General features: G+C 71.0%; 24 protein-coding genes. 15 read left to right on the forward strand and 9 right to left on the reverse strand.

Features of this window, described 5'->3' with window-relative positions:
- The first annotated feature begins 70 nt into the window (after nt 1-70).
- Both D1J51_RS15315 and D1J51_RS15320 read left to right on the forward strand, forming a co-directional pair.
- The gene (locus D1J51_RS15315) at nt 71-1003 is read left to right on the forward strand and encodes a heme o synthase (RefSeq protein WP_119076675.1); all 933 of its coding nucleotides are present in this window, start codon (nt 71-73) and stop codon (nt 1001-1003) included.
- Nucleotides 1004-1344: 341 nt separating this feature from the next.
- Nucleotides 1345-1692: a hypothetical protein gene (locus D1J51_RS15320; protein WP_162903883.1), complete on the forward strand. Its 348-nt coding sequence runs from the start codon at nt 1345-1347 to the stop codon at nt 1690-1692.
- Here the strand turns inward: D1J51_RS15320 and D1J51_RS15325 are convergent.
- Complete coding sequence (locus D1J51_RS15325) at nt 1661-2605, reverse strand: COX15/CtaA family protein (RefSeq protein WP_240423345.1); 945 nt, start codon at nt 2603-2605, stop codon at nt 1661-1663. The two genes, D1J51_RS15320 and D1J51_RS15325, sit on opposite strands and share 32 nt — an antisense overlap.
- Nucleotides 2606-2854: 249 nt before the next feature.
- Here D1J51_RS15325 and sufB point away from each other — a divergent pair, with 249 nt between their 5' ends.
- From sufB to D1J51_RS15375, 10 genes are all read left to right on the forward strand, one after another.
- A complete protein-coding gene (sufB, locus tag D1J51_RS15330; RefSeq protein WP_119076678.1) occupies nt 2855-4273 on the forward strand; it encodes a Fe-S cluster assembly protein SufB in 1419 nt (472 codons plus the stop codon).
- The gene (gene sufD / locus D1J51_RS15335) at nt 4273-5481 is read left to right on the forward strand and encodes a Fe-S cluster assembly protein SufD (RefSeq protein WP_119076679.1); all 1209 of its coding nucleotides are present in this window, start codon (nt 4273-4275) and stop codon (nt 5479-5481) included. Before sufB ends, sufD begins: the two co-directional genes overlap by 1 nt.
- Nucleotides 5481-5813, forward strand: a complete 333-nt coding sequence (locus D1J51_RS15340) for a non-heme iron oxygenase ferredoxin subunit (RefSeq protein WP_119076681.1) — start codon at nt 5481-5483, stop codon at nt 5811-5813. Before sufD ends, D1J51_RS15340 begins: the two co-directional genes overlap by 1 nt.
- Nucleotides 5810-6568: a Fe-S cluster assembly ATPase SufC gene (sufC, locus tag D1J51_RS15345; protein WP_119076683.1), complete on the forward strand. Its 759-nt coding sequence runs from the start codon at nt 5810-5812 to the stop codon at nt 6566-6568. The genes D1J51_RS15340 and sufC overlap by 4 nt, the downstream gene beginning before the upstream one ends.
- 18 nt (nt 6569-6586) lie before the next feature.
- Nucleotides 6587-6937: a metal-sulfur cluster assembly factor gene (locus tag D1J51_RS15350; protein WP_119076685.1), complete on the forward strand. Its 351-nt coding sequence runs from the start codon at nt 6587-6589 to the stop codon at nt 6935-6937.
- 80 nt (nt 6938-7017) lie between these two features.
- Entirely contained in the window at nt 7018-8550 is a 1533-nt protein-coding gene (zwf, locus tag D1J51_RS15355; RefSeq protein ID WP_119076686.1) for a glucose-6-phosphate dehydrogenase, read from the forward strand.
- A complete protein-coding gene (locus D1J51_RS15360) occupies nt 8547-9515 on the forward strand; it encodes a glucose-6-phosphate dehydrogenase assembly protein OpcA (protein WP_119076688.1) in 969 nt (322 codons plus the stop codon). The genes zwf and D1J51_RS15360 overlap by 4 nt, the downstream gene beginning before the upstream one ends.
- Nucleotides 9508-10959 carry an NADP-dependent phosphogluconate dehydrogenase gene (gene gndA / locus D1J51_RS15365; RefSeq protein ID WP_119076690.1) on the forward strand — a complete coding sequence of 484 codons (1452 nt, stop codon included), beginning with the start codon at nt 9508-9510 and terminating at the stop codon, nt 10957-10959. The genes D1J51_RS15360 and gndA overlap by 8 nt, the downstream gene beginning before the upstream one ends.
- The gene (pgl, locus tag D1J51_RS15370) at nt 10956-11693 is read left to right on the forward strand and encodes a 6-phosphogluconolactonase (RefSeq protein WP_119076692.1); all 738 of its coding nucleotides are present in this window, start codon (nt 10956-10958) and stop codon (nt 11691-11693) included. The genes gndA and pgl overlap by 4 nt, the downstream gene beginning before the upstream one ends.
- A 49-nt stretch (nt 11694-11742) precedes the next feature.
- Complete coding sequence (locus D1J51_RS15375) at nt 11743-13341, forward strand: ABC-F family ATP-binding cassette domain-containing protein (protein WP_119076694.1); 1599 nt, start codon at nt 11743-11745, stop codon at nt 13339-13341.
- Between the two features lie 36 nt (nt 13342-13377).
- Here D1J51_RS15375 and D1J51_RS15380 read toward each other — a convergent pair whose 3' ends face one another.
- Nucleotides 13378-14160, reverse strand: coding sequence for an ABC transporter permease (locus tag D1J51_RS15380; RefSeq protein ID WP_119076696.1), 783 nt, complete (start codon nt 14158-14160; stop codon nt 13378-13380).
- Entirely contained in the window at nt 14157-15206 is a 1050-nt protein-coding gene (locus tag D1J51_RS15385) for an ATP-binding cassette domain-containing protein (RefSeq protein ID WP_119076698.1), read from the reverse strand. Before D1J51_RS15385 ends, D1J51_RS15380 begins: the two co-directional genes overlap by 4 nt.
- 62 nt (nt 15207-15268) lie before the next feature.
- On the opposite strand from D1J51_RS15385, the gene D1J51_RS15390 reads away from it, so the two are divergent.
- Nucleotides 15269-16258 carry a helix-turn-helix transcriptional regulator gene (locus D1J51_RS15390; RefSeq protein ID WP_119076700.1) on the forward strand — a complete coding sequence of 330 codons (990 nt, stop codon included), beginning with the start codon at nt 15269-15271 and terminating at the stop codon, nt 16256-16258.
- On the opposite strand, the gene D1J51_RS15395 is transcribed toward D1J51_RS15390, so the two are convergent.
- From D1J51_RS15395 to D1J51_RS15415, 5 genes are all read right to left on the reverse strand, one after another.
- Nucleotides 16259-16501: a lysophospholipid acyltransferase family protein gene (locus tag D1J51_RS15395; protein WP_119076702.1), complete on the reverse strand. Its 243-nt coding sequence runs from the start codon at nt 16499-16501 to the stop codon at nt 16259-16261. It lies immediately after the preceding gene.
- A 174-nt stretch (nt 16502-16675) separates the two neighbouring features.
- Complete coding sequence (locus D1J51_RS15400; protein WP_119076704.1) at nt 16676-17512, reverse strand: cutinase family protein; 837 nt, start codon at nt 17510-17512, stop codon at nt 16676-16678.
- Complete coding sequence (locus D1J51_RS15405) at nt 17505-18413, reverse strand: SURF1 family cytochrome oxidase biogenesis protein (RefSeq protein ID WP_119076706.1); 909 nt, start codon at nt 18411-18413, stop codon at nt 17505-17507. Before D1J51_RS15405 ends, D1J51_RS15400 begins: the two co-directional genes overlap by 8 nt.
- Nucleotides 18406-18651 carry a hypothetical protein gene (locus tag D1J51_RS15410; RefSeq protein WP_205547963.1) on the reverse strand — a complete coding sequence of 82 codons (246 nt, stop codon included), beginning with the start codon at nt 18649-18651 and terminating at the stop codon, nt 18406-18408. The genes D1J51_RS15405 and D1J51_RS15410 overlap by 8 nt, the downstream gene beginning before the upstream one ends.
- Nucleotides 18648-19025 carry a DUF3099 domain-containing protein gene (locus D1J51_RS15415; RefSeq protein WP_119076708.1) on the reverse strand — a complete coding sequence of 126 codons (378 nt, stop codon included), beginning with the start codon at nt 19023-19025 and terminating at the stop codon, nt 18648-18650. The genes D1J51_RS15410 and D1J51_RS15415 overlap by 4 nt, the downstream gene beginning before the upstream one ends.
- Before the next feature lie 136 nt (nt 19026-19161).
- Here D1J51_RS15415 and fabG point away from each other — a divergent pair, with 136 nt between their 5' ends.
- Complete coding sequence (fabG, locus tag D1J51_RS15420) at nt 19162-19872, forward strand: 3-oxoacyl-ACP reductase FabG (protein WP_119076710.1); 711 nt, start codon at nt 19162-19164, stop codon at nt 19870-19872.
- 87 nt (nt 19873-19959) lie between these two features.
- Nucleotides 19960-20769, forward strand: coding sequence for an isocitrate lyase/PEP mutase family protein (locus D1J51_RS15425; RefSeq protein ID WP_119076712.1), 810 nt, complete (start codon nt 19960-19962; stop codon nt 20767-20769).
- Between the two features lie 12 nt (nt 20770-20781).
- Here D1J51_RS15425 and serB read toward each other — a convergent pair whose 3' ends face one another.
- Entirely contained in the window at nt 20782-21420 is a 639-nt protein-coding gene (gene serB, locus D1J51_RS15430; protein WP_119076714.1) for a phosphoserine phosphatase SerB, read from the reverse strand.
- Nucleotides 21421-21503: the final 83 nt, after the last annotated feature.

Here is a 21503-nt window from a genome sequence, read left to right on the forward strand (position 1 = left end):
GCGCCCACCGGATCAATCCTACTGGCAGCGGACGCGGAGCGGGCGGGTCCCCGGGGTAACATGGGAGGTGATGTCCACGCAGATCCCAGCTCAGTCCCAGGCCGCCCCGCTCCGGCCGCGTCCGTCCGTCGGACGTACCCTCAGGAATTACGTGGCCCTCACCAAGCCGCGCGTCATGGAGCTGCTGCTGGTGGTCACGGTGCCGGCGATGATCCTCGCGCAGGGCGGTCTCCCGAATCTGTGGTTGGTGCTCGCGACGCTCGTCGGAGGCGCGATGAGCGCGGGATCCGCCGGCGCCTTCAACTGCTACATCGATCGCGACATGGACCGCAAGATGAAGCGCACCGAGAACCGGCCGCTCGTCACCGGGGAGGTCTCCGACCGCAGCGCGCTCGTCTTCTCGTGGGTGCTCGGCGTGCTCTCCGTCGTCTGGCTGCTGCTCACCACCACATGGCTCGCGGCGGTGCTCTCGGCCGCCGCCATCTTCTTCTACGTGGTCGTCTACACCCTGCTGCTCAAGCGGCACAGCGAGCAGAACATCATCTGGGGCGGGATCGCGGGCTGCTTCCCCGTGATCATCGGCTGGGCCGCGGTGACCGGCGACCTCGGCTGGCCCGCATGGGTCTTCTTCCTCATCATCTTCCTGTGGACCCCCGCGCACTACTGGCCGCTCTCCATGCGCTACCGCGACGATTACGCAGCGGCCGGCGTGCCGATGCTCGGAGTCGTGCGGGGTCGCGCGACGGTCGGGCTGCAGATCATCCTCTACACCTGGGCCACCGTCGTCTCGAGCCTGCTGCTGCTCCCGGTCGCGTCGATGGGGTGGACCTACACGATCGTCGCGCTGGCCTCCGGCGCCTACTTCATCGCCGAGGCGCACCGGCTGTACGGCAGTGCGATCCGGGGCCGCGAGGGCCAGCCGATGCGGGTCTTCCACGGCTCGATCACCTACCTCTCGCTGCTGTCCCTCGCCATCGCGATCGATCCGCTGCTGCCGTTCTGATCCGGGGCGGCGATCACGGCGACGGACCCCGCCCGCCCGGCGCCGCAGGCGAGTCCTCGCTCACAGCAAGCATTCTGCGCTCAGTTCTGCTCGGAACGGTGGATATCTCAGCGAGCATCATGGCCCGCGCCCGAACCTGTTCCCATGAACCCTCGGCTCAGCGCCGACGAGGCCTTCGGCGATCGCGCCTTCCGGTGAGCGAGGCGGTGCGCCTCGGGTACAGCCGGAGGATCTTCGAGCATCCTCGGTGGCATCGACCGTTTCCCGGCGTCCGATCGAAGGCGCCGCCGCCAGATGATCTGCGCGACCGGGGCGGCAGACGGATCGGCCGCTTCGACGCGGTGGACGACGAGACCCGCAGCGTCTTCGAGTACGACGGCGGGCAGCACTTCTTCTCGAGGAGGCAGCGGCGGCGGGATCCCCGCAAGCACCAGACCGCTCGCGACGCCGGGTGGCGGATCATGGTGCTCTACAGCGAGGACGTGCTCGACGCCGAAGCGCCGGCCGGTCGCCGCATGCTCGAGTTCGGCGGGCGCAGGGCGCATCGCATCCGGCCGGCTCCGTCGCGGCTGCTCGAGGAGCGATCCGGCGACGATACGGAATCCGCGGTCCCGCCCGCGGTCCCCGACGGTCCGCCGCGAACCGCGCCCGGCCCCGTCAGGCGGCGGCCTCGGGGGCCGGGCGCTTGAGGCGCAGGACCACGACCGTCATCGCGGCGGCGGTGAGCGACGCCAGCACCATGTGCACCCCGACGGCGAGTGGCGGCAGCCCGCTGCGCGCCTGGTAGACGCCGACGCCGATCTGCACGATCAGCGTCGCGAGCAGCGCGATCGACCAGCGCAGCGGGCGCAGGCGCCTCGCCGCGGCCCAGCCCACGAGCGACAGCACGAGCGCGAGGGTGATGTAGCCGGGCCACGAGTGGATGTGGCTGAGCAGGGTCGCGTCGAAGCCTTCGCGCACGATGTTCGCGTCGCCCGAGTGCGGGCCCGCACCGGTGGTGAGCACCCCGAAGAAGACGGTGACGGCCATGAACAGGGTGGTCACGTGGGCGAGGATCGCGAAGCCCCTCGGCACCGCGCGCTCGCGAGGAGCCGGCGGCTCGTACATGCGCACGAGATAGCCGGCCGTCACGCACACGATCACCAGCGAGACCGTGTAGTGGAAGCCCACCAGGTTGGCGTTGAGCTGCAGCCACACCACGAACGCGCCCACGAGCGCCTGCAGCACCACGAGACCCAGCACGACGGCCGAGACGGCGAGGAGGTCCCGGCGCCGGGCGCGAAGGCGCCAGCTCAGCAGCAGCACGAGCAGGCCGACGATCAGCAGGGGCCCCGAGATCGTGCGGTTCGCGAACTCGATGATGCCGTGAATGCCCATCTCGGGGGTGGGCATGAGCGAGCCCGGCGTGCAGACCGGCCAGTCGGTGCAGCCGAGCCCCGAGCCGGTGAGGCGGACCGTGCCGCCCGTGGCGATGATCGTGACGTTCAGCACGAACGAGGCCCACGCCGCGACGCGGAGGAGGCGGGAGGGCCCCGCTGCGCGCGATTCGCGGGACGTGCCGATGGCGGGTGCCGACCCGGCGGGGGTGGTCGCGGCGGACAACAGAGCTCCTCTCGGCGGCCTCCCGTTTGTGCGCCCCCTGGCGCGCCCCTCCCGTTTTCGCCGGGAGGCTGTAGAATGGGAAGCTGTGGTTGCGTTGGGCGAACCGCCGTCGGGTGCGAAGCACCGGATCGGACGGTTCCGTCCGAAGCCCAGACTACTGCACCGCTGCAGGGCCAGGCCTGTGTGCCCGATTCGATTTCGCGTGCGCATCGGGGTCGGCCCGGCGAGACGAAGAATGAGGGAGGGATCATGCCAGAGGTATTGATCGACCGACCCGAGCTTGAGGGCTTGGGCCAGTACGAGTTCGGCTGGCACGACAGCGACGAGGCGGGCGCGGTAGCGCAGCGCGGCCTCAGCGAGCAGGTCGTGCGCAACATCTCAGGGCTGAAGAACGAACCGGAGTGGATGCTGCAGCGACGCCTCAAGGCCCTGCAGATCTTCGGCCGCAAGCCGATGCCGTCGTGGGGTGCCGACCTCTCGGAGATCGACTTCGACAACATCAAGTACTTCGTGCGCTCCACCGAGAAGCAGGCCACCACCTGGGAGGAACTGCCCGACGACATCAAGGAGACCTACGAGCGGCTCGGCATCCCCGAGGCCGAGCGCCAGCGCCTCGTCGCGGGCGTCGCCGCGCAGTACGAGTCCGAGGTGGTGTACCACCAGATCCGGGAGGATCTGGAGAAGCAGGGCGTCATCTTCCTCGACACCGACACCGCGCTGCGCGAGCACCCCGAGTTCTTCGAGGAGTACTTCGGCACCGTCATCCCGTCGGGCGACAACAAGTTCGCCGCGCTCAACACGGCCGTGTGGTCGGGCGGCTCGTTCGTCTACGTGCCGAAGGGCGTGCACGTCGAGATCCCGCTGCAGGCCTACTTCCGCATCAACACGGAGAACATGGGCCAGTTCGAGCGCACGCTCATCATCGCCGACGAGGGCAGCTACGTGCACTACATCGAGGGCTGCACGGCGCCCATCTACAAGTCGGACTCCCTGCACTCCGCGGTCGTCGAGATCATCGTGAAGAAGAACGCCCGCGTGCGGTACACGACGATCCAGAACTGGTCGACCAACGTGTACAACCTCGTGACGAAGCGCGCGATCGCCGAGGAGGGCGCCACCATGGAGTGGGTCGACGGCAACATCGGCTCCAAGGTGACCATGAAGTACCCGTCGATCTACCTGACCGGAGAGCACGCCAAGGGGGAGACCCTCTCCGTGGCGTTCGCGGGCCCCGGCCAGCACCAGGACGCGGGGGCGAAGATGATCCACCTCGCGCCCCACACGAAGTCGTCCATCCTCTCCAAGTCGATCGCGCGCGGCGGCGGCCGCACCGGCTACCGCGGCGAGGTGCGCGTGGACGCGAACGCCCACCACGCCGCCAACTCGGTCGTCTGCGACGCGCTGCTCGTCGATACGATCTCGCGCAGCGACACGTACCCGGCCATCGACATCCGCACGGACGACGCCGAACTGGGCCACGAGGCCACGGTCTCGCGCGTCAGCGAGGATCAGCTCTTCTACCTCATGAGTCGCGGCCTCGCCGAGGAGGAGGCGATGGCGATGATCGTGCGCGGATTCATCGAGCCGATCGCTCGCGAGCTGCCCATGGAGTACGCCCTCGAACTGAACAAGCTCATCGAGATGGGCATGGAAGGATCCGTCGGATAATGACCGAAGCCGTAGCAGAGAAGCAGAGCGCGGACGGTACCGCGCGGGCCGCCCAGCACGGTCTCGTCGCGCACTCCGACGGCGACTGGGCCAACCGGGTTCCGGTGCAGACCCGCTCCGCGCGCCCGAAGTCGACCGACGTGGCCGACTTCGGGCGGGTCACCGGTCTCGAGGCCGTCTGGAAGTTCACGCCCGTCGCGAAGCTGGATGCGCTGCTGAACGGCGCGCTCGACGGCTCGCGCACCCCGGTCTCGGTGACCGGGGCGGCGGGCGTCTCGTCGGAGTGGATCGCCCGCGACGACGCCCGCATCGGCCGCGCGGGCATCCCCGAGGACCGGGGCGCCGCCGCCGCGTGGAGCGCGTTCGGCGAGGCCCACCTGGTCAGGCTTGCGAGCGAGGAGAAGACCACCGCGGTCGTCACCCGCGACGCACTCGACTCGAGCCCCCGAGCCGCGCACACCGTCATCGAGGCGGCTCCCCAGAGCGAGGGGCTCGTGATCCTCGAAAACACCGGATCGGCGCAGCTCTCCGAGAACATCGAGATCGTGGTCGGCGACGGCGCGAAGCTGACGGTGGTCTCCGTGCAGCAGTGGGCCGACGACGCGATCCATCTCGCGAGCCACCACGCCTCCGTGGGGCGCGACGCGTCGCTCACGCACATCGTCGTCTCGCTGGGCGGGGCGGTCGTGCGCCTCAACCCCTCGATCCACCTCGATCACGAGGGGGCGAACGGCGAAGCGCTCGGCGCCTACTTCGCCGACGCCGGCCAGCACCTCGAGCACCAGGTCTACCTGGACCACGACGCCCCGCACACCCGCAGCCGCGTCACCTACAAGGGTGCGCTGCAGGGCGAGGGCGCGCACACGGTGTGGATCGGGGACGTGCTGATCCGCAACAACGCGACCGGCACCGACAGCTACGAGCAGAACCGCAACCTCGTGCTCTCGGAGGGCACCCGCGCCGATTCGATCCCGAACCTCGAGATCGAGACCGGCGACATCGAGGGCGCCGGCCACGCCTCGGCGACCGGCCGCTTCGACGACGAGCACATCTTCTACCTCCAGAGCCGCGGCATCTCGGAGGAAGAGGCGCGCAAGCTCGTGGTGCGCGGCTTCCTGCTCGAGGTCATCGCCCGGATCGGCGACGAGGCCACCGAGGAGCGGCTGCAGGCCGCGGTGGAGGCCGAACTCGCCGAGTCAGTTCGCTGATGGCCCGGCGGAGGGTGCTCGCCGTGAGCGATCTGGTGCAGGATCAGGCGACGCGCATCGTCGTCGACGACGTACCGATCGCCGTGGTGCTGGACTCCCAGGGAGAGATCCACGCCATCGGAGACACCTGCAGCCACGGGCAGATCAGCCTGTCAGAGGGATTCGTCGAGGGCGACACGCTCGAGTGCTGGGCCCACGGCTCCGCGTTCTCGCTGCGCACCGGCGTCCCGCAGAACCTTCCGGCCTACGAGCCGGTTCCCGTCTACGTTGTCGAGATCGAAGACGGAGACGTGTACATCGACCCCACCGTTACGAAAGAGATTGAACAATGAGCTCCGTTCTTGAAATCAAGGACCTGCACGTCAGCGTCGAGACCGAGCAGGGCGAGAAGCAGATCCTCAAGGGGGTCGACCTCACCGTCAAGCAGGGCGAGACCCACGCCATCATGGGCCCCAACGGCTCGGGCAAGTCGACCCTCGCCTACGCGATCGCCGGCCACCCGCGCTACGAGGTGACCGGGGGATCGATCCTGCTCGACGGCGAAGAGGTGCTCGACATGGGGGTGGACGAGCGCGCCCAGGCGGGCCTCTTCCTCGCCATGCAGTACCCGGTCGAGATCCCCGGCGTGACCAACGCGAACTTCCTGCGCACCGCCAAGACCGCGATCGACGGCGAGGCGCCGGCGATCCGCAGCTGGATGAAGGACGTCAAGGAGGCCATGCAGAATCTGCGCATGGACGAGTCGTTCGCGTCGCGCAACGTCAACGAGGGCTTCTCGGGGGGCGAGAAGAAGCGCAACGAGATCCTGCAGCTCGAGCTGCTGAAGCCGAAGTTCGCGGTGCTCGATGAGACCGACTCCGGCCTCGACGTGGACGCGCTCAAGGTGGTGTCGGAGGGCGTGAACCGGGCGAAGGCGAACACCGGCCTGGGCGTGCTGCTCATCACGCACTACACCCGGATCCTGCGCTACATCAGGCCCGACTTCGTGCACGTCTTCGTGAACGGCCGCGTGGCCGAGGAGGGCGGCCCGGAGCTCGCCGAGCGTCTCGAGGAAGAGGGCTACGATCGCTTCCTGCAGAGCGCGTAGGGGGCTTAGGCTAGGCGTATGAGCGACGCAGTAGAGACCCCTCCGCAGTCGATCGACCCCGAGTTCCGCGAGCAGGCGCTCGAGGCGCTCAAGAGCGTCTCGGACCCCGAGCTGGGCGTCAACATCGTCGACCTCGGCCTGATCTACGATCTGGCCTTCGACGAGGAGCACGACGCGCTCGTCATCAGCATGACGCTCACGAGCGCCGGCTGCCCGCTCACCGACGTCATCGAGAACGACATCGCCGAGGCGCTCGACGGGCTCGTGACGGCGTTCCGCATCAACTGGGTGTGGATGCCGCCGTGGACGCCGGAGCGCATCACCGACGACGGTCGGGACATGATGAGGGCGCTGGGCTTTGCGATCTGATCCTCGAACCGGCGCACGGCCCGGTGGGGCGTTCGCATCCCAGCGCCCTGCCGTGGGGCAGCGGGGATTCACCATCTGAGATGGCGCCCGCCAACCCCCTCCGCTCGCCCGACGATCCTCGCCTCAGCAGGATCGCCGGGCCGAGCGCGCTCGTGATCTTCGGCGTGACGGGCGACCTGTCGCGCAAGAAGCTGATGCCCGCGGTGTACGACCTCGCCAATCGGGGTCTGCTGCCGCCGGGATTCGCTCTCGTCGGGTTCGCCCGGCGCGACTGGGCCGACCGCGACTTCGCGGAGATCGTGCGGGATGCCGTGCGGAGGCACGCGCGGACCCCGTTCCGCGAGGAGACCTGGCAGCAGCTCGCCCAGGGCATCCGATTCGTGCAGGGGCAGTTCGACGACCCGGCCGCGTACGTCCGCCTGCGCGACACGGTAGCCTCGCTCGATCGCGAGCGGGGCACGATGGGCAATCACGCCTTCTACCTCTCGATCCCTCCGAGGATGTTCCCGGAGGTCGCCCACCAGCTCAGCAGCTCGGGTCTCGTGGATCGCGCGAGCGACGACGGGCGCTGGCGGCGCGTGATCATCGAGAAGCCGTTCGGGCACGATCTCGCCTCGGCCCGGGCCCTGAACGACGCCCTCGAGGCGGCCTTCCCGGCCGACTCGATCTTCCGCATCGATCACTACCTCGGCAAGGAGACGGTGCAGAACATCCTCTCGCTCCGCTTCGCGAACACGATGTACGAACCGATCTGGAATCGCAACTACGTCGATCACGTGCAGATCACCATGGCGGAGGACATCGGGGTCGGCGGCCGGGCCGGGTACTACGACGGCGTCGGGGCGGCGCGGGACGTGATCCAGAACCACCTGCTGCAACTGCTCGCGCTCACCGCCATGGAGGAGCCGATCAGCCTGAGCGCCGGGCACCTGCGCGCGGAGAAGGAGAAGGTGCTCGAGGCCGTGCGGCTTCCGGACGACCTCGCGGCGGCTGTCGCGCGCGGACAGTACGCGGGCGGCTGGCAGGGCGGCGAGCTGGTGAGCGCCTTCCTCGACGAGGAGGGAATGGATCCGCGATCGCGCACCGAGACCTTCGCGGCGCTGAAGCTCCAAGTGAACACCCGCCGCTGGGCGGGCGTGCCCTTCTACCTCCGCACCGGGAAGCGGTTGGGCCGGCGTGTCACGGAGATCGCGGTCGTGTTCCGCAGGGAGCCGGGGGAGCTGTTCGGCAAGGCCGAGACGACCGAGCAGGGTTCGAACGCGCTGGTGATCCGCGTGCAGCCCGACGAGGGGATCACGATCCGGTTCGGCGCCAAGGTGCCGGGAACGGCGGCGCGGGTGCGCGACGTGACGATGGACTTCGGCTACGGGCACGCCTTCACCGAGGCGAGCCCGGAGGCCTACGAGCGCCTGATCCTCGACGTGCTGCTGGGCGACGCCCCGCTCTTCCCGCGGCAACGGGAGGTCGAGCTGTCGTGGCGGATCCTCGACCCGGTCGAGGAGTACTGGGCCTCGCTGGACGACTCGCCAGAGCAGTACGCCCCCGGTTCGTGGGGCCCGAGCTCCGCAGCGGAACTGCTTGCGCGCGACGGACGCACCTGGAGGCGGCCGTGATCGAGGAGCTTCCCGGAACGAGCGTGAGCGCGGTGGCGCGCCGCCTCGTGTCGATGCGGCAGGAGAGCGGCGTCGCAGCGCTCGGCAGAGTACTGACCCTCGTCATCGCGGCCACCGGGTCGCTCGACGAGGCCGTGGTCGAGGCGGCGAACGATGCCTCGAACGAGCACCCGATGCGCGTCATCGTGCTGCTGACCCGGCCCGAGGGCGCGCCTCGCCTCGACGCGGAGATCCGCGTCGGCGCCGACGCGGGCGCGAGCGAGGTGGTCGTGCTGCGCGCCTACGGCGACGTCTGCACGGGCGTCGAGAGCCTCGTCTCCGGCCTGCTGCTTCCGGACGCGCCGGTCGTCGTGTGGTGGCCGGGCGATGCGCCCGAGCGCCCGGGCTCCGATCCGCTCGGGCGCATCGCGCAGCGCAGGATCACGGACAGCGCGTCGATCACCGACGCCGCCGAGCAGGCGAGGCGGATCGACGCCTACACCCCGGGCGACACCGACCTGGCGTGGACCCGGCTGACCCGGTGGCGCGAGCACCTCGCCGCGATGCTCGACCAGCCGCCGTTCGACGCCGTCACCTCCGTCGATGTCGTCGGCAAGGCGGGGTCGATGTCGACGCAGCTGCTCGCGGCCTGGCTGCAGCTCGCGCTGGAGAGGCCGACGGTCTGCCGCCTGCCCGACGAGAACCAGCTCGCCGAGGGGGTGCGATCGGTCACCCTGTCCCGGGCGAGCGGCGACGCGGTGCTGGAGCGCGTCTCGGGCTCGCGCACGCTGCTGCGGCAGCCCGGGCACCCGACCCACGAGATCGCGCTGCCGCGCCGCACCCTGAGCGAGTGCCTGGCCGAGGAGCTGCGCCGCCTCGACGAGGACGTCATGTACCGTCGCGTGCTGGAGCGGCTGAGCCGCATCCGGGCCGCGCAGGAGGCCCTGGGAAACCGAACGAGTGAATGGAGCACCGACCATGACTGAGCCCGCAGCGCACGATCCCTCCGCGAACATCGGTGTGGTGGGGCTGGCGGTGATGGGGGCGAACCTGGCCCGCAACCTGGCGAGCCGCGAGGGCAACACGGTCGCGGTGCTCAACCGGAGCCCGGAGCGGACGGATCGGCTGGTGGCCGACCATCCCGAGGCGGGGTTCGTGCCGACCTCCTCGTACGAGGAGTTCGCGGCGAGTCTGTCGCGGCCGCGAACCGCGATCATCATGGTGCAGGCCGGGGCCGCGACCGACGCGACGATCGACGAGCTCGTGCGGGTGTTCGAGCCGGGCGACATCATCGTCGACGGCGGCAACGCGTTCTTCCCCGACACGATCCGCCGGGAGCGGGCGGTGCGCGAGACGGGCATCAACTTCGTCGGGGCGGGGATCTCGGGCGGCGAGGAGGGCGCGCTGAACGGACCCAGCATCATGCCGGGCGGCTCGGACGAGGCCTGGCAGACGCTCGGCCCGATCCTGCGCTCCATCGCGGCGGTGGCCGAGGGCGAGCCGTGCGTGACCCACGTCGGCCACGACGGCGCCGGGCACTTCGTGAAGATGGTGCACAACGGCATCGAGTACGCCGACATGCAGCTGATCGCCGAGGCCTACGACCTGATCCGCCGCGGCACGGGCAGAAGCCCCGCCGAGATCGCCGAGATCTTCGCCGAGTGGAACACGGGCGAGCTCGAGTCGTACCTCGTGGAGATCACCGCCGAGGTGCTGCGGCAGGTGGACGCCGCTACGTGCGAGCCGCTCGTGGACGTGATCCTCGATCAGGCCGGCGCGAAGGGCACCGGCGCGTGGACGGTGCAGACCGCGCTCGCGCTGGGGGTGCCGGTTTCCGGGATCGCGGAGGCCACCTTCGCGCGCTCGCTCTCCTCGCGCCCGGAGCAGCGGGCCGCGGCGCGGGCGCTGCCGGGTCCGGAGGCGGCGTTCGTCGTGGAGGACGACGCCGCGTTCATCGAGGACGTGCGGCAGGCGCTGTACGCGTCGAAGATCGTCGCGTACTCGCAGGGCTTCGACGAGATCCGGTCCGGCGCGGCCGAGCACCGCTGGAGCATCGACCTGGGCGCGATCGCGCGCATCTGGCGCGCGGGCTGCATCATCCGCGCCCAGTTCCTGAATCGCATCGCGGAGGCCTACGCCGCCGATCCGGAGCTGCCCGTGCTCATGGCGGCCCCGTACTTCTCGGATGCCCTCTCCCGCGGCCAGGGGGCGTGGCGGCGCGTGGTCGCGGCGGCGGCGCGGGCCGGCATCCCGACTCCCGCGTTCGCCTCGTCCCTGGCGTACTACGACGGGCTGCGCGCCGAGCGGCTGCCGGCCGCGCTCATCCAGGGCCAGCGGGACTTCTTCGGCGCCCACACCTACCGGCGCGTCGACCGGCCGGGCGGCTTCCACACGCTCTGGTCGGGCGACCGCACGGAGATCGAGGCGTGACCGCTCCGGGGCCGCGCATCGAGCGCGTCGCCGACCTCGACGCGCTGGGCTCCGCGGCGGCCTCGGGCCTGATCGATCTCTGCCTGGCTCGCCAGGAGGAGGGCGCGGTGCCGTGCGTCGTGCTCACCGGCGGCGGCGGGGGAGAGCGGGTGCTGAGGGGCCTCGTCGCCCACCCCCGCCTCGGCTCCGTCGACTGGCAGCGGGTGCGCTTTCTCTGGGGCGACGAGCGCTGGGTCCCGGCCGGGCACGGCGACCGCAACGACAGACTGGCCGACGACACGCTCTTCGCTGCGGTTCGGGTGGACCCCGCCCTCGTGCACCGCGCGCCCGCAAGCGATTGCGGCCTCTCGCTCGACGAGGCGGCGTCCGCGTACGCCGAGCTGGTCGCGGGGATCCCGCGCATCGACCTCTCCCTCAACGGGGTGGGGCCGGACGGCCACATCGCATCGCTCTTCCCCGGGCGGGAAGACCTGCTGCGCGCGGATCCCGGCACCCCCGACGCGATCCCCGTGCGCGACTCGCCGAAGCCGCCCCCCGAGCGCGTCTCGCTGACGCTCCCCGCGCTGAACCGCGCCGAGCACGTGTGGCTGCTCGCGGCGGGCGCGGGGAAGGCTGCGGCGGTGGCTGGCATCACGGCGCCGGGCGAGCCCCCGCTGCCGGCGGCGCGCCTCGCCGGTCGCGTCGAGACGGTGCTCTGGGCCGACGAGGCCGCGCTGTCGCCTCCGGTAGACTAGCGAGGTTGTCCGCGCGAGGGTCGTTCGCGCGCAGGAAGGAGCCCAAGCCGTGATCACCGTCGAGGACCTCGCGATCGACGTGGGCGCCCGGCGTCTCATGGAGGGCGTCACGTTCCGCGTGAATCCGGGCGACAAGGTGGGACTCGTGGGCCGCAACGGGGCTGGAAAGACGACGCTCACCCGCACCCTCTCGGGCGAGCTGCAGCCGAGCGAGGGCAGGGTCGCCGTGACGGGCGAGCTCGGCTTCCTGCCGCAGGATCCGCGCTCCGGCGACCCCGAGCAGATCGCCCGGCACCGGATCCTCGACGCCCGCGGCCTCGGCACCCTGCAGCAGAACATCGCGAACGCCACGGAGGACATGGCGTCGGAAGATCCCGCCGTCGCCGAGAAGGCGATGAAGCGGTTCGGCAACCTCACGGACCGGTTCCAGGCGCTCGGCGGCTACGCGGCCGAGTCGGAGGCCGCGACCATCTCGAGCAACCTCGGCCTGCCCGACCGCATCCTCGACCAGCCGTTGAAGACGCTGTCGGGCGGCCAGCGCCGCCGCATCGAACTCGCGCGGATCCTGTTCTCCGACGCCGACACGATGATCCTCGACGAGCCGACGAACCACCTCGACGCCGACTCGGTCGTGTGGCTGCGCGAGTTCCTCAAGAACTCGAAGGCCGGGGTGATCATCATCAGCCACGACATCGACCTCGTGGGAGAGACCGTCAACCGCGTCTTCTACCTCGACGCGAACCGCCAGGTCATCGACATCTACAACATGAACTGGAAGCTTTACCTGCGGCAGCGGGCGGCCGACGAGGAGCGCCGCCGCAAGGAGCGCGCGAACGTCGAGAAGAAGGCCTCGGCTCTGAAGGATCAGGCAGCGAAGTTCGGCGCGAAGGCGTCGAAGGCCGCTGCCGCGCACCAGATGGTCGCGCGCGCCGAGAAGATGCTGTCGGGTCTCGAGGAGGTGCGCCAGCAGGATCGCGTGGCGAAGCTCCGCTTCCCCGATCCCGCACCCTGCGGCAAGACCCCGCTGATGGCGGAGGGGCTCTCGAAGTCGTACGGTTCGCTCGAGATCTTCGCGGGTGTGGATCTCGCGATCGACCGCGGTTCGAAGGTCGTCGTGCTCGGCCTCAACGGCGCCGGCAAGACCACGCTGCTGCGCCTGCTGGCGGGCGTCGACGAACCCGACACCGGAGAGCTCGTCGCGGGTCACGGCCTGAAGGTCGGCTACTACGCGCAGGAGCACGAGACGCTCGACGTCAAGGCGAGCGTGCTGCAGAACATGATCTCGGTGTCGCAGCACCTCACCGAGACCGAGGCGCGCCGGGTGCTCGGCTCGTTCCTGTTCACCGGAGACGACGTGCACAAGCCCGCCGGCGTGCTCTCCGGCGGGGAGAAGACCCGCCTCGCGCTCGCGATGCTCGTGGTGTCGAGCGCCAACGTGCTGCTGCTCGACGAGCCCACGAACAACCTCGACCCGGCCAGCCGCGAGGAGATCCTCGACGCGCTCGCGCACTTCAGGGGCGCCGTGGTGCTCGTCTCGCACGACCATGGCGCGGTCGAGGCGCTGGGCCCCGAGCGGGTGCTCATCATGCCCGAGGCGACCGAGGACCACTGGTCGAAGGAGTACCTGGAGCTGATCGAGCTGGCGTGACCCGGCGGGAGGAGCCGTCGGGCCACGCCTCGTCCGTCAGCCGCTGCGTCGGATCGCGCGGATGCCGACCAGGAGCCCGATCGCCGCGACGGCGAGCGCCGAGACCCAGCCCCAGAGGGCCGCGGGGTCGGAGAAGTCTCCCGAGAGCAGCGCTCGCTCGCCCTGCACCACCCAGTTCACCGGGTTGACGGCGGCGACCGCCCGCATCCACGCGGGACCCTCGTCGAGAGGCAGGAGCATCCCCGAGAGGATGAGCAGCGGAAACATCAGCCCCTGCTGCAGGCCCCAGAACAGCCACTCGCGGTCCTTGGTGACGAGGGCGAGCGCGTAGGAGAGCGAGCCGAGCCCCACGCCGAACGCGGCGAGGAGCACGAGCCCGGCGAGGAGCCCGGCGGGGTGGACGCGGAAGCCGAACGGCCAGGCGAGGCCCACGATCAGCAGCGCCTGCACCGCGATCGGCGCGATCTCCTTGAGCGCTCGCCCTACGAGCAGCGACGGCCGCGACAGCGGCGCGACCAGCGTGCGCTCGTGCGAGCCGGTCATCATCTCGTACTGCAGATTCGATCCGGTCATGCCGGTGCCGAACAGCACGATCATGACGATCACGCCGGGAACGAACCACTGCAGCGTCTCTCCGGCGGGAAGCCCCGACATGCCGATGAGCAGCGGTGCGAACAGGCCGAGGAAGACGAGCGGCTGCAGCAGGCTGAAGATGAGCGAGAACGGGTCGCGGATCACCGGGCGGAGCTCTCGGACGAGCACGTTCCAGGTGTCGCGCGCCACATTCGGGCGCACAGCGGTGTCGGTAGCGGTGGTCATCGGACTGCCTCCTTCTTCGCGGGGCCGGCGGCCTCGTCCTGCGCGGTCTGCTGCTGATCGTTCTCGTCGGCCTGCCCGCTGTCGTCGGCCTCGCGCAGCGTCCGTCCCGTGAGCGCGAGGAACACGTCGTCCAGCGTGGGCGGCACGCCGGTCGCGGAGCGCACGGCGATCCCCGCCTCGTCGAGGGCCCGGATCGCTGCGGGCAGCAGCGCGTCGCCGTCCGGCGCCGTGACCGACACCTCCCGCTCCACGACCCGCGCCTCGCGGTCGGTCAGCCCCCGCACGACGCCCGCCGCGCGACGGGCCTCATCCGCGTCGGCGAAGCCCAGCGTGACCACGTCGCCCGCCAGCTCGGCCTTCAGCCGGGTCGCGGTGTCGTCCGCGACGATCCGCCCGCGATCCATCACCATCACGCGCTCGGCGTAGCGGTCGGCCTCCTCGAGGTAGTGCGTGGTGAGGAAGACGGTGGTGCCGTGCCGCTCGCGCAGCTCGAGGATGTGCTGCCACAGATTCGCCCGGCTCTGCGGATCGAGCCCCGTCGAGGGCTCGTCGAGGAACAGCAGGGGAGGGGCGTGCATGAGCGCGAGGGCGATGTCGACCCGCCGCTTCTGCCCGCCGCTGAGCTGCTGCACGGTGCGGGTGGCGAAGGACGAGAGATCGAGCGACTCGATGAGCTCATCGGCCCTGACGCGCGCGGAGGCTCTTGAGAGCCCGAAGAAGGCTCCCTGACTGAGCAGCTCGTCTCGCACGCGCTGCGCGAAGCTGCCGCTCGTGAGCTGCCCGACGTAGCCGATCCGGGCCCGCACGCCCCCGGGGTCGCGGAGGATGTCGCTGCCGACCACCCGGGCGGTGCCCTCGGTGGGCGGGAGCAGGGTCGTCAGCATTCGCAGGCTGGTGGACTTGCCCGCGCCGTTCGGCCCGAGGAAGGCGACCAGCTCGCCGCGAGCGACCCTGAAGGTGAGGTCGGCGACCGCCTCGACGGTCTTCTTCTTGGCGGTGAATCGTTTGGTCAGTCCGTGCGTTTCTATGATCGGTTCGTGTGTCATACCTCGAGGGTAGGAAACAACCAGGACAGATCCTGTCCTCAAAACGTGGCAATCTGGAGAACATGTCCGATACGACCTCCCGCGCCCTGGCCCTCCTCAACCTGCTACAGACGCACCGGCACTGGCCCGGGTCCGAGCTCGCCGCGCGCCTCGGCGTCACCGAGCGCACCGTTCGCCGCGACGTCGACCGCCTGCGCGAGCTCGGCTACCGCATCGAGTCCACCCCGGGTGCGGCGGGCGGCTACCGGCTGGAGGCGGGCAGCGCCGTGCCCCCGCTGCTGCTCACCGACGAGGAGGCGGTGGCGATGGCGATCGGGCTGCGCGTCGCCGCCTCGCAGCGCCTCGTGGCCGGCCCCGAGACGACGCTCACGGCGCTCGCGAAGCTGGAGCAGGTGCTGCCCGCGCCTCTGCGCCGCCGCGTGAACGCGCTGGCCGAGACCGTGCAGCCGGCGGGGATCTCCGCGGGCGCGCCCGTGTCGTCGGAGGTGCTCGGCGAGGTCGCGCTCGCCTGCCGGGACCACGAGCGCGTGCGGTTCTCGTACGCCGACGCGGAGGGAGTCGTCACGCGCCGCCGCGTCGAGCCGCACGCGCTCTCGCCGGCCGACCGGCACTGGTACCTGCTCTGCTGGGATCTCGAGCGAGACGACTGGCGCACCTTCCGTGTGGACCGCCTGTCGCATCTCGAGCACACGCGCGTGCTGTTCGAGCCGCGCCCGCTGACGCCGGAGCGGATCGAGGAGTTCATCCTGATCGCTCGGTCGTGGATGCGGCAGGTCGTCGAGACGGACGTGGTGATGGAGCTCCCGCTCGAGGAGATGAAGCGGTGTTTCGGGCAGTGGTCCCAGGGGGCCACGGCCGAGGACGAGTCGCACACGCGCTGGCCGGTCGGCGGCGCCGACTGGCGCGAGGCCATGCACGGGATGCTCTACATCCCGCCCGGCGTCGAGTACACGACGGATCTCTCGGAGCCCCATCGCAGCGAGCTGCGCGAGTCGGTGCAGCGCGTGCTCCGCGCGCTCGACGCGCCGAGTCCGCGCGCGTCCGATCGCTGATCACGGCTGGAGCGGGGTCACCGCACCCCTCGTCCCGTCGATGCGCACCCGCTGCCCGTTCTCGAGGCGCCGGGCGCCCGCCGAGACCGGATCCGCCGCCCCGGCCGGGTCCATGCCGTAGCGCTCGACGTCTTGCGGGCGCACGACCGGGATCCCCGTGAAGAACATCCGCAGCAGCGGGTTCCGCAGCAGCTGCAGCGAGACGAGGTGCTGCGCCTCGGGGAACGCGCGCTGCACCTGCACGCCGTCGATCGCGCCGTTGCGGTGGCTCGCGAGGATAAGCCGCCGCGCCGCGCCGCGCCGGGGCTCCAGCCCGGCCGGCCCCCCGGGTGAGGCCGAGGGGGCGGTGCTCGTAGCGGCCCGACATCTTCGGCTCCGGTCCCGCCTGACTTCTCGACCGACGCGTCGTCTCCCAGACTATCCCGGGGCGCCCTCGGAGGTAGGGTCCCTCCGCGGCGGATCCATGCGGGTGACGACGAACGCGGCACCGTCCTGCGGCATGCCGTTGGTGTAGTACTCGACGTGGGGCTCCTCGTCGAGGTCGAGGCTGCTCTGACAGACGAAGTCGCCGGCCACGCAGTAGTCGCGTACGCGATCGGCGTAGGCGTCGAGGCTGCCGGGCGGGCGGGGCAGGATCCCGTTCAGCCGCGGATCGTAGCTGCCGTAGTCGAACGGCTCGCTGCCGACGAAGCGCGGATTGCCGTAGAACACGATCGCGAGCACACGCTCAACGGCCTCCTCGCTCACCTCGCCGACGGTCTGGCCGACCAGCCGCACGTCGGGGGAGGAGAGCGCGTCGCCGATCACGAGCGCGCCCTGGGAATAGCCGAGCAGGATGAAGCGCTGCTCCTCGCAGGTCTGCGCCTGCACGTTGAGGGTGTCGATCAGCGTGCGCGCGCCGACGGTGCCGCCCTCCTTCACGTCGGTGTCGGCGGGGTACTCGAGGTCGAGCCGCTGCACCTCGCCGGGGCGCGCGTCCGAGACGGCCTTCGCGACGGGGGAGAGCAGCTGGCCTCGTGAGGGCTCACCCGTGCCCCTCGCGGTGATGACGAGGTACGGCGAGCAGTCGAGCGGGTCCACGACGGGCTCCGGGTTGAGGTCGGCGTCGAGCTCGTCCGCCGCGTCGGGGGGCGCCGGATCCTCGGTCACCTCGGCGAGCGACTCCCGGGTCTCGGACGGATCGACCGACGGCGCGCACGCGACCAGCGACAGCGCGAGGCCGGGGATCAGCGCCAGCAGCGGCAGCCTACGCATCGAGCAGCGCGTCCTCCTGTTCGGCGTCGCTCGGTCCGCGCCTGCGACGGCGCTCGGCGCTACGGCGATCCTGCTCGCGCACCTCGACGCTCCCGGCGTTGAGCGCGCGGTACTCCCGTCGCGCCGCGTAGGCCACGCCGATACACGCGATCAGGATGAACACGTACCACTGCAGCGCGTACGAGAGGTGGGGGCCCTCGTCGCGCGCCGGCTTCTCGGGCAGCACGCCGCTCTCGCCGGACGGGTCCTCGGAGACCAGCATGCCGTAAGCGCCCGTGTACGCCTCGCCCTCGGCATCCGCGAGCCGCGCCAACTCGGGCAGATCGATGCTCGCGACCGTGCGCCCCGCGGTCGTGCGACCCGGGATCACCGGCTCGGAGGCGCGCAGACGCGTCACGACGCGCACCTCCCCGGACGGCGGCGTCGGCAGATCCGCCACGTCGAACTCCCCGCGCTCCGCCGTGCTCCCGTCGACCGGTACCCAGCCGCGATCCACGAAGAACACCGTGCCGTCGCTCGTGCGCAGCGGCTGGATCAGGTTCGATCCGACGCCCTTCGGGCCGGGGCGGTTGCGGGCGAGATAGGGATCGCCGAAGTACTCGCCCACCACCGACACCGTGCGCCACTTCTGCGCGTTCTCGTCGAACGAGGCCGGGTCGGGGAGCTCCTCGGCGAGCGGGACGGCCGCGGCGTCGTAGTTCGCATCGATGCGGGCGATCTCCGCCCGCGCCTCGTCCCGCCGATCGAACTGCCAGTCGCTCAGCAGCACGCAGGCGATCGAGAAGATGAGCAGCATCGCGAAGTAGCCGATCCAGCGCGGGGATCGCAGAAAGCTCCAGCCGACCCCGGCGGTCTCCGTTTCCCGCGCCGTCTCCCGGGCCCGGGTGATCGATTCAGTCATCGAGCTCACCCACCTCGCGCACCTCGAGCGGGAAGTCGCGCGCCGCGAGGAACTCCCGGAGCGTCTCCAGATGGTCGCCGCACGCGAGCCAGGTCTTTCGCCGATCCGCGTCGTGGATCCTCGGGTTTCGCCAGAGAATGGCCCAGTGCGCCCCGTCGCGGCACCCCGCGCGGGAGCACTCGAAACGGTGCTCGGGGGCGCCGCCGGGCATCAGCGACCACGGTGCGGGGGCGCTCATGCCGTCCCCTCCGCGCCGGAGGGCGTCTCGCCCGCGGACCTCGCGCGTCGCTCTGGCTCCACGTCGATGACGATCAGCGTCTCATCGGCGGGCTTCCCGGGCTCGACCGCCGAACGCCCCTCGATCTGCAGCGGATCCGGAGCCTCGGGGGCCTCGCCGCCGCCGTGGGCGACGGCGTTGCCCACCATCACGGCGAACCACGGCAGGAACACCGCGCCCGCCGCAGCGAGCACGATCCACCAGCCCCGCACCCAGAACAGCGAGGCGACGCACGCCACGCGCAGGCTCATCGCGATGAAGTACATGCGCATACGGTGTGCGCGATCCTCGGCCGGATTCACGCCGGCCGATGTCACGCTGTAACTCTTCGCCATGCGCCCCTTTTCTCCGTACCCATCAGCCTACGCCGTCTCGCTGTGCTCGCGCCTGAAATGAGCGCCGCGCGTCTCGAAGCCGGCCGCGCGGAGGTCGCATAGGGTGGATCGCAGCTGTCTCGACGGAAGGATCCCCATGACCACCTCGCGCACCGTACTCGTCACCGGAGGCAACCGCGGCATCGGCTCCGCGATCGCCGAGCGCATGATCGCCGACGGCCACCGCGTCGCCGTCACCGCCCGCTCCGGCGAGGGGCCCGAGGGATCGATCACCGTGCGCGCCGAGATGACCGACGCGGCGTCCATCGACGCCGCGTTCACCGAGATCGAGGCCCGGCTCGGTCCGGTCGAGGTGGTCGTCGCCAACGCGGGCATCACTCGCGACACGCTGCTGCTGCGCATGACGGAGGAGGAGTTCACGAGCGTCATCGACACCAACCTCACGGGCACCTTCCGCGTGGTGAAGCGCGCCGCGAAGGGGCTGCTCAAGGGGCGATTCGGGCGCGTGATCCTCATCTCGTCGGTGGTGGGCCTGTACGGATCGCCCGGCCAGATCAACTACTCCTCGTCGAAGGCGGCTCTCGTCGGCTTCGCGCGCTCCCTCACCCGGGAGCTGGGCGCCCGGGGCATCACCGCCAACGTGATCGCACCCGGATTCGTCGAGACCGACATGACCGCGTCGCTGCCCGAGGAGCAGCAGAAGCAGTACCTGGCGTCCATTCCCGCCGCCCGCTTCGGGCAGGCGACCGAGATCGCCGGTGCCGCGTCCTTCCTCGCGGGCGATGACGCCGCCTACATCTCGGGCGCCGTGATCCCCGTCGACGGAGGCCTGGGGATGGGGCACTGACGCGGCCCCGAGGCGGGCCGATCCCGGCTTGTCAAGCCCCCGCGCGCCCCTTTTCCCGCTGGTGCGCCCGGGCGTAGCCTGGAGCGCATGAGCACCATCGAGCACCCCCGGCCCCGGACCCGCGTCGCGACCGACGCCCAGACGCTGGCCGAGCTGTACTTGTCGGCCGAGATCCTGCGCGTGGTGAACGTCTGGGACGCGGTGAGCGCGCGGGTCGTCGCCGAGCTGCCGGGCACCCGGGCCATCGCGACGGCCGGCCACGGCATCGCCGCCGCGCACGGCTACCCCGACGGGGAGCGCATCCCGCTCGAGCTCATGCTCGCCGCGGTCGAGCGCATCGTCGCCGCGACCGAGCTGCCCGTCACCGCCGACCTCGACGGCGGCTTCGGCGACGCCGCGGATACCGTGCGCCGCGCCATCGATGTCGGAGTCTGCGGGGCCAACATCGAGGACCGGCTGCGGCCCCTGGACGAGTCGGCCGCAGTGATGCGGGCGGCCGTGCAGGCCGGGGAGCGGGAGGGCGTGCCCTTCGTGCTCAACGCTCGCACCGACGCGATCGTCAGGGGAGGAGGACGGCACCGCAGGGAGTCGCTCGCCGACGCGATCGAGCGCGGGAGGGCCTACCTCGACGCGGGCGCGCAGTGCGTCTTCGTGCCCGGCGTGCTCGACGCCGACGAGGCGCGCTCGCTCGTCGAGGGAATCGGGGAGCGCCGGGTCAGCGTGATCGGGCTGCCCGGCGCGCTCACCGCCACCGAGTACGAGGCGCTCGGCGTCGCGCGCATCTCGTACGGGCCGATGCCGCAGAACGTGGCGCTCACCGCCCTCAAGCGCCTCGGCGAGTCGCTGCAGGCCGACGGATCCATCCCGGGCGGCACCGAGCAGCTCAACGATTTCTGAGGCTTCGGGGGATCAGCCCAGGTGCTCGAGCAGCGGGATGGCGAGAGAGAGGTCGTGCTCGATCGAGACGTCGGCGCGCTCGCGCACGAGCGGCTTGCCGTTGAACGCCACGCCCAGGGCCGCGACCGCCATCATCTCGAGGTCGTTCGCGCCGTCGCCGATCGCCATGGTCGAGGTCAGCGGCGTTCCCGAGGCCGCCGCCCACTCCCGCAGCGCGGCGGCCTTCGCGGAGCCGTCGACGATCGCGCCCCTCGTGCGGCCCGTGAGCACGCCCTCTACCACCTCGAGCCGGTTCGCGCGCCAGAGGTCGAGCCCGAGATCCTCCGCCAGGGGGTCGAGCACCTCGTGGAATCCGCCCGAGACCACTCCCACCCTGCCTCCGCGCTCGTGCACGGCGGCGACCAGCCGATGGATGCCGGGCGTGAGCCGCACCCGCTCGTAGGCCTCGCGGAACACGGACTCCGGCGTTCCGGCGAGCGTCGCCACCCGCTCCCGCAGGCTCTCGGCGAAATCGAGCTCGCCGCGCATCGCCCGCTCCGTGACCTCGGCGACACGCTCCCGGCTGCCGGCGGCATCGGCGAGCAGCTCGATCACCTCGTCCTGGATGGTGGTGGAATCGCAGTCGAGCACGACGAGGGGGGAGGGGGCCATGCGCTCCAGTCTAGGCAACCGCGGCCATCGGCATGACCGGCCCCGGCCGCCGATCCTACCGCCCCACCGCTCCCGCGCCAGCG

The sequence above is a fragment of the Leucobacter sp. wl10 genome, from assembly GCF_003569785.1.
Classification (GTDB): domain Bacteria; phylum Actinomycetota; class Actinomycetes; order Actinomycetales; family Microbacteriaceae; genus Leucobacter.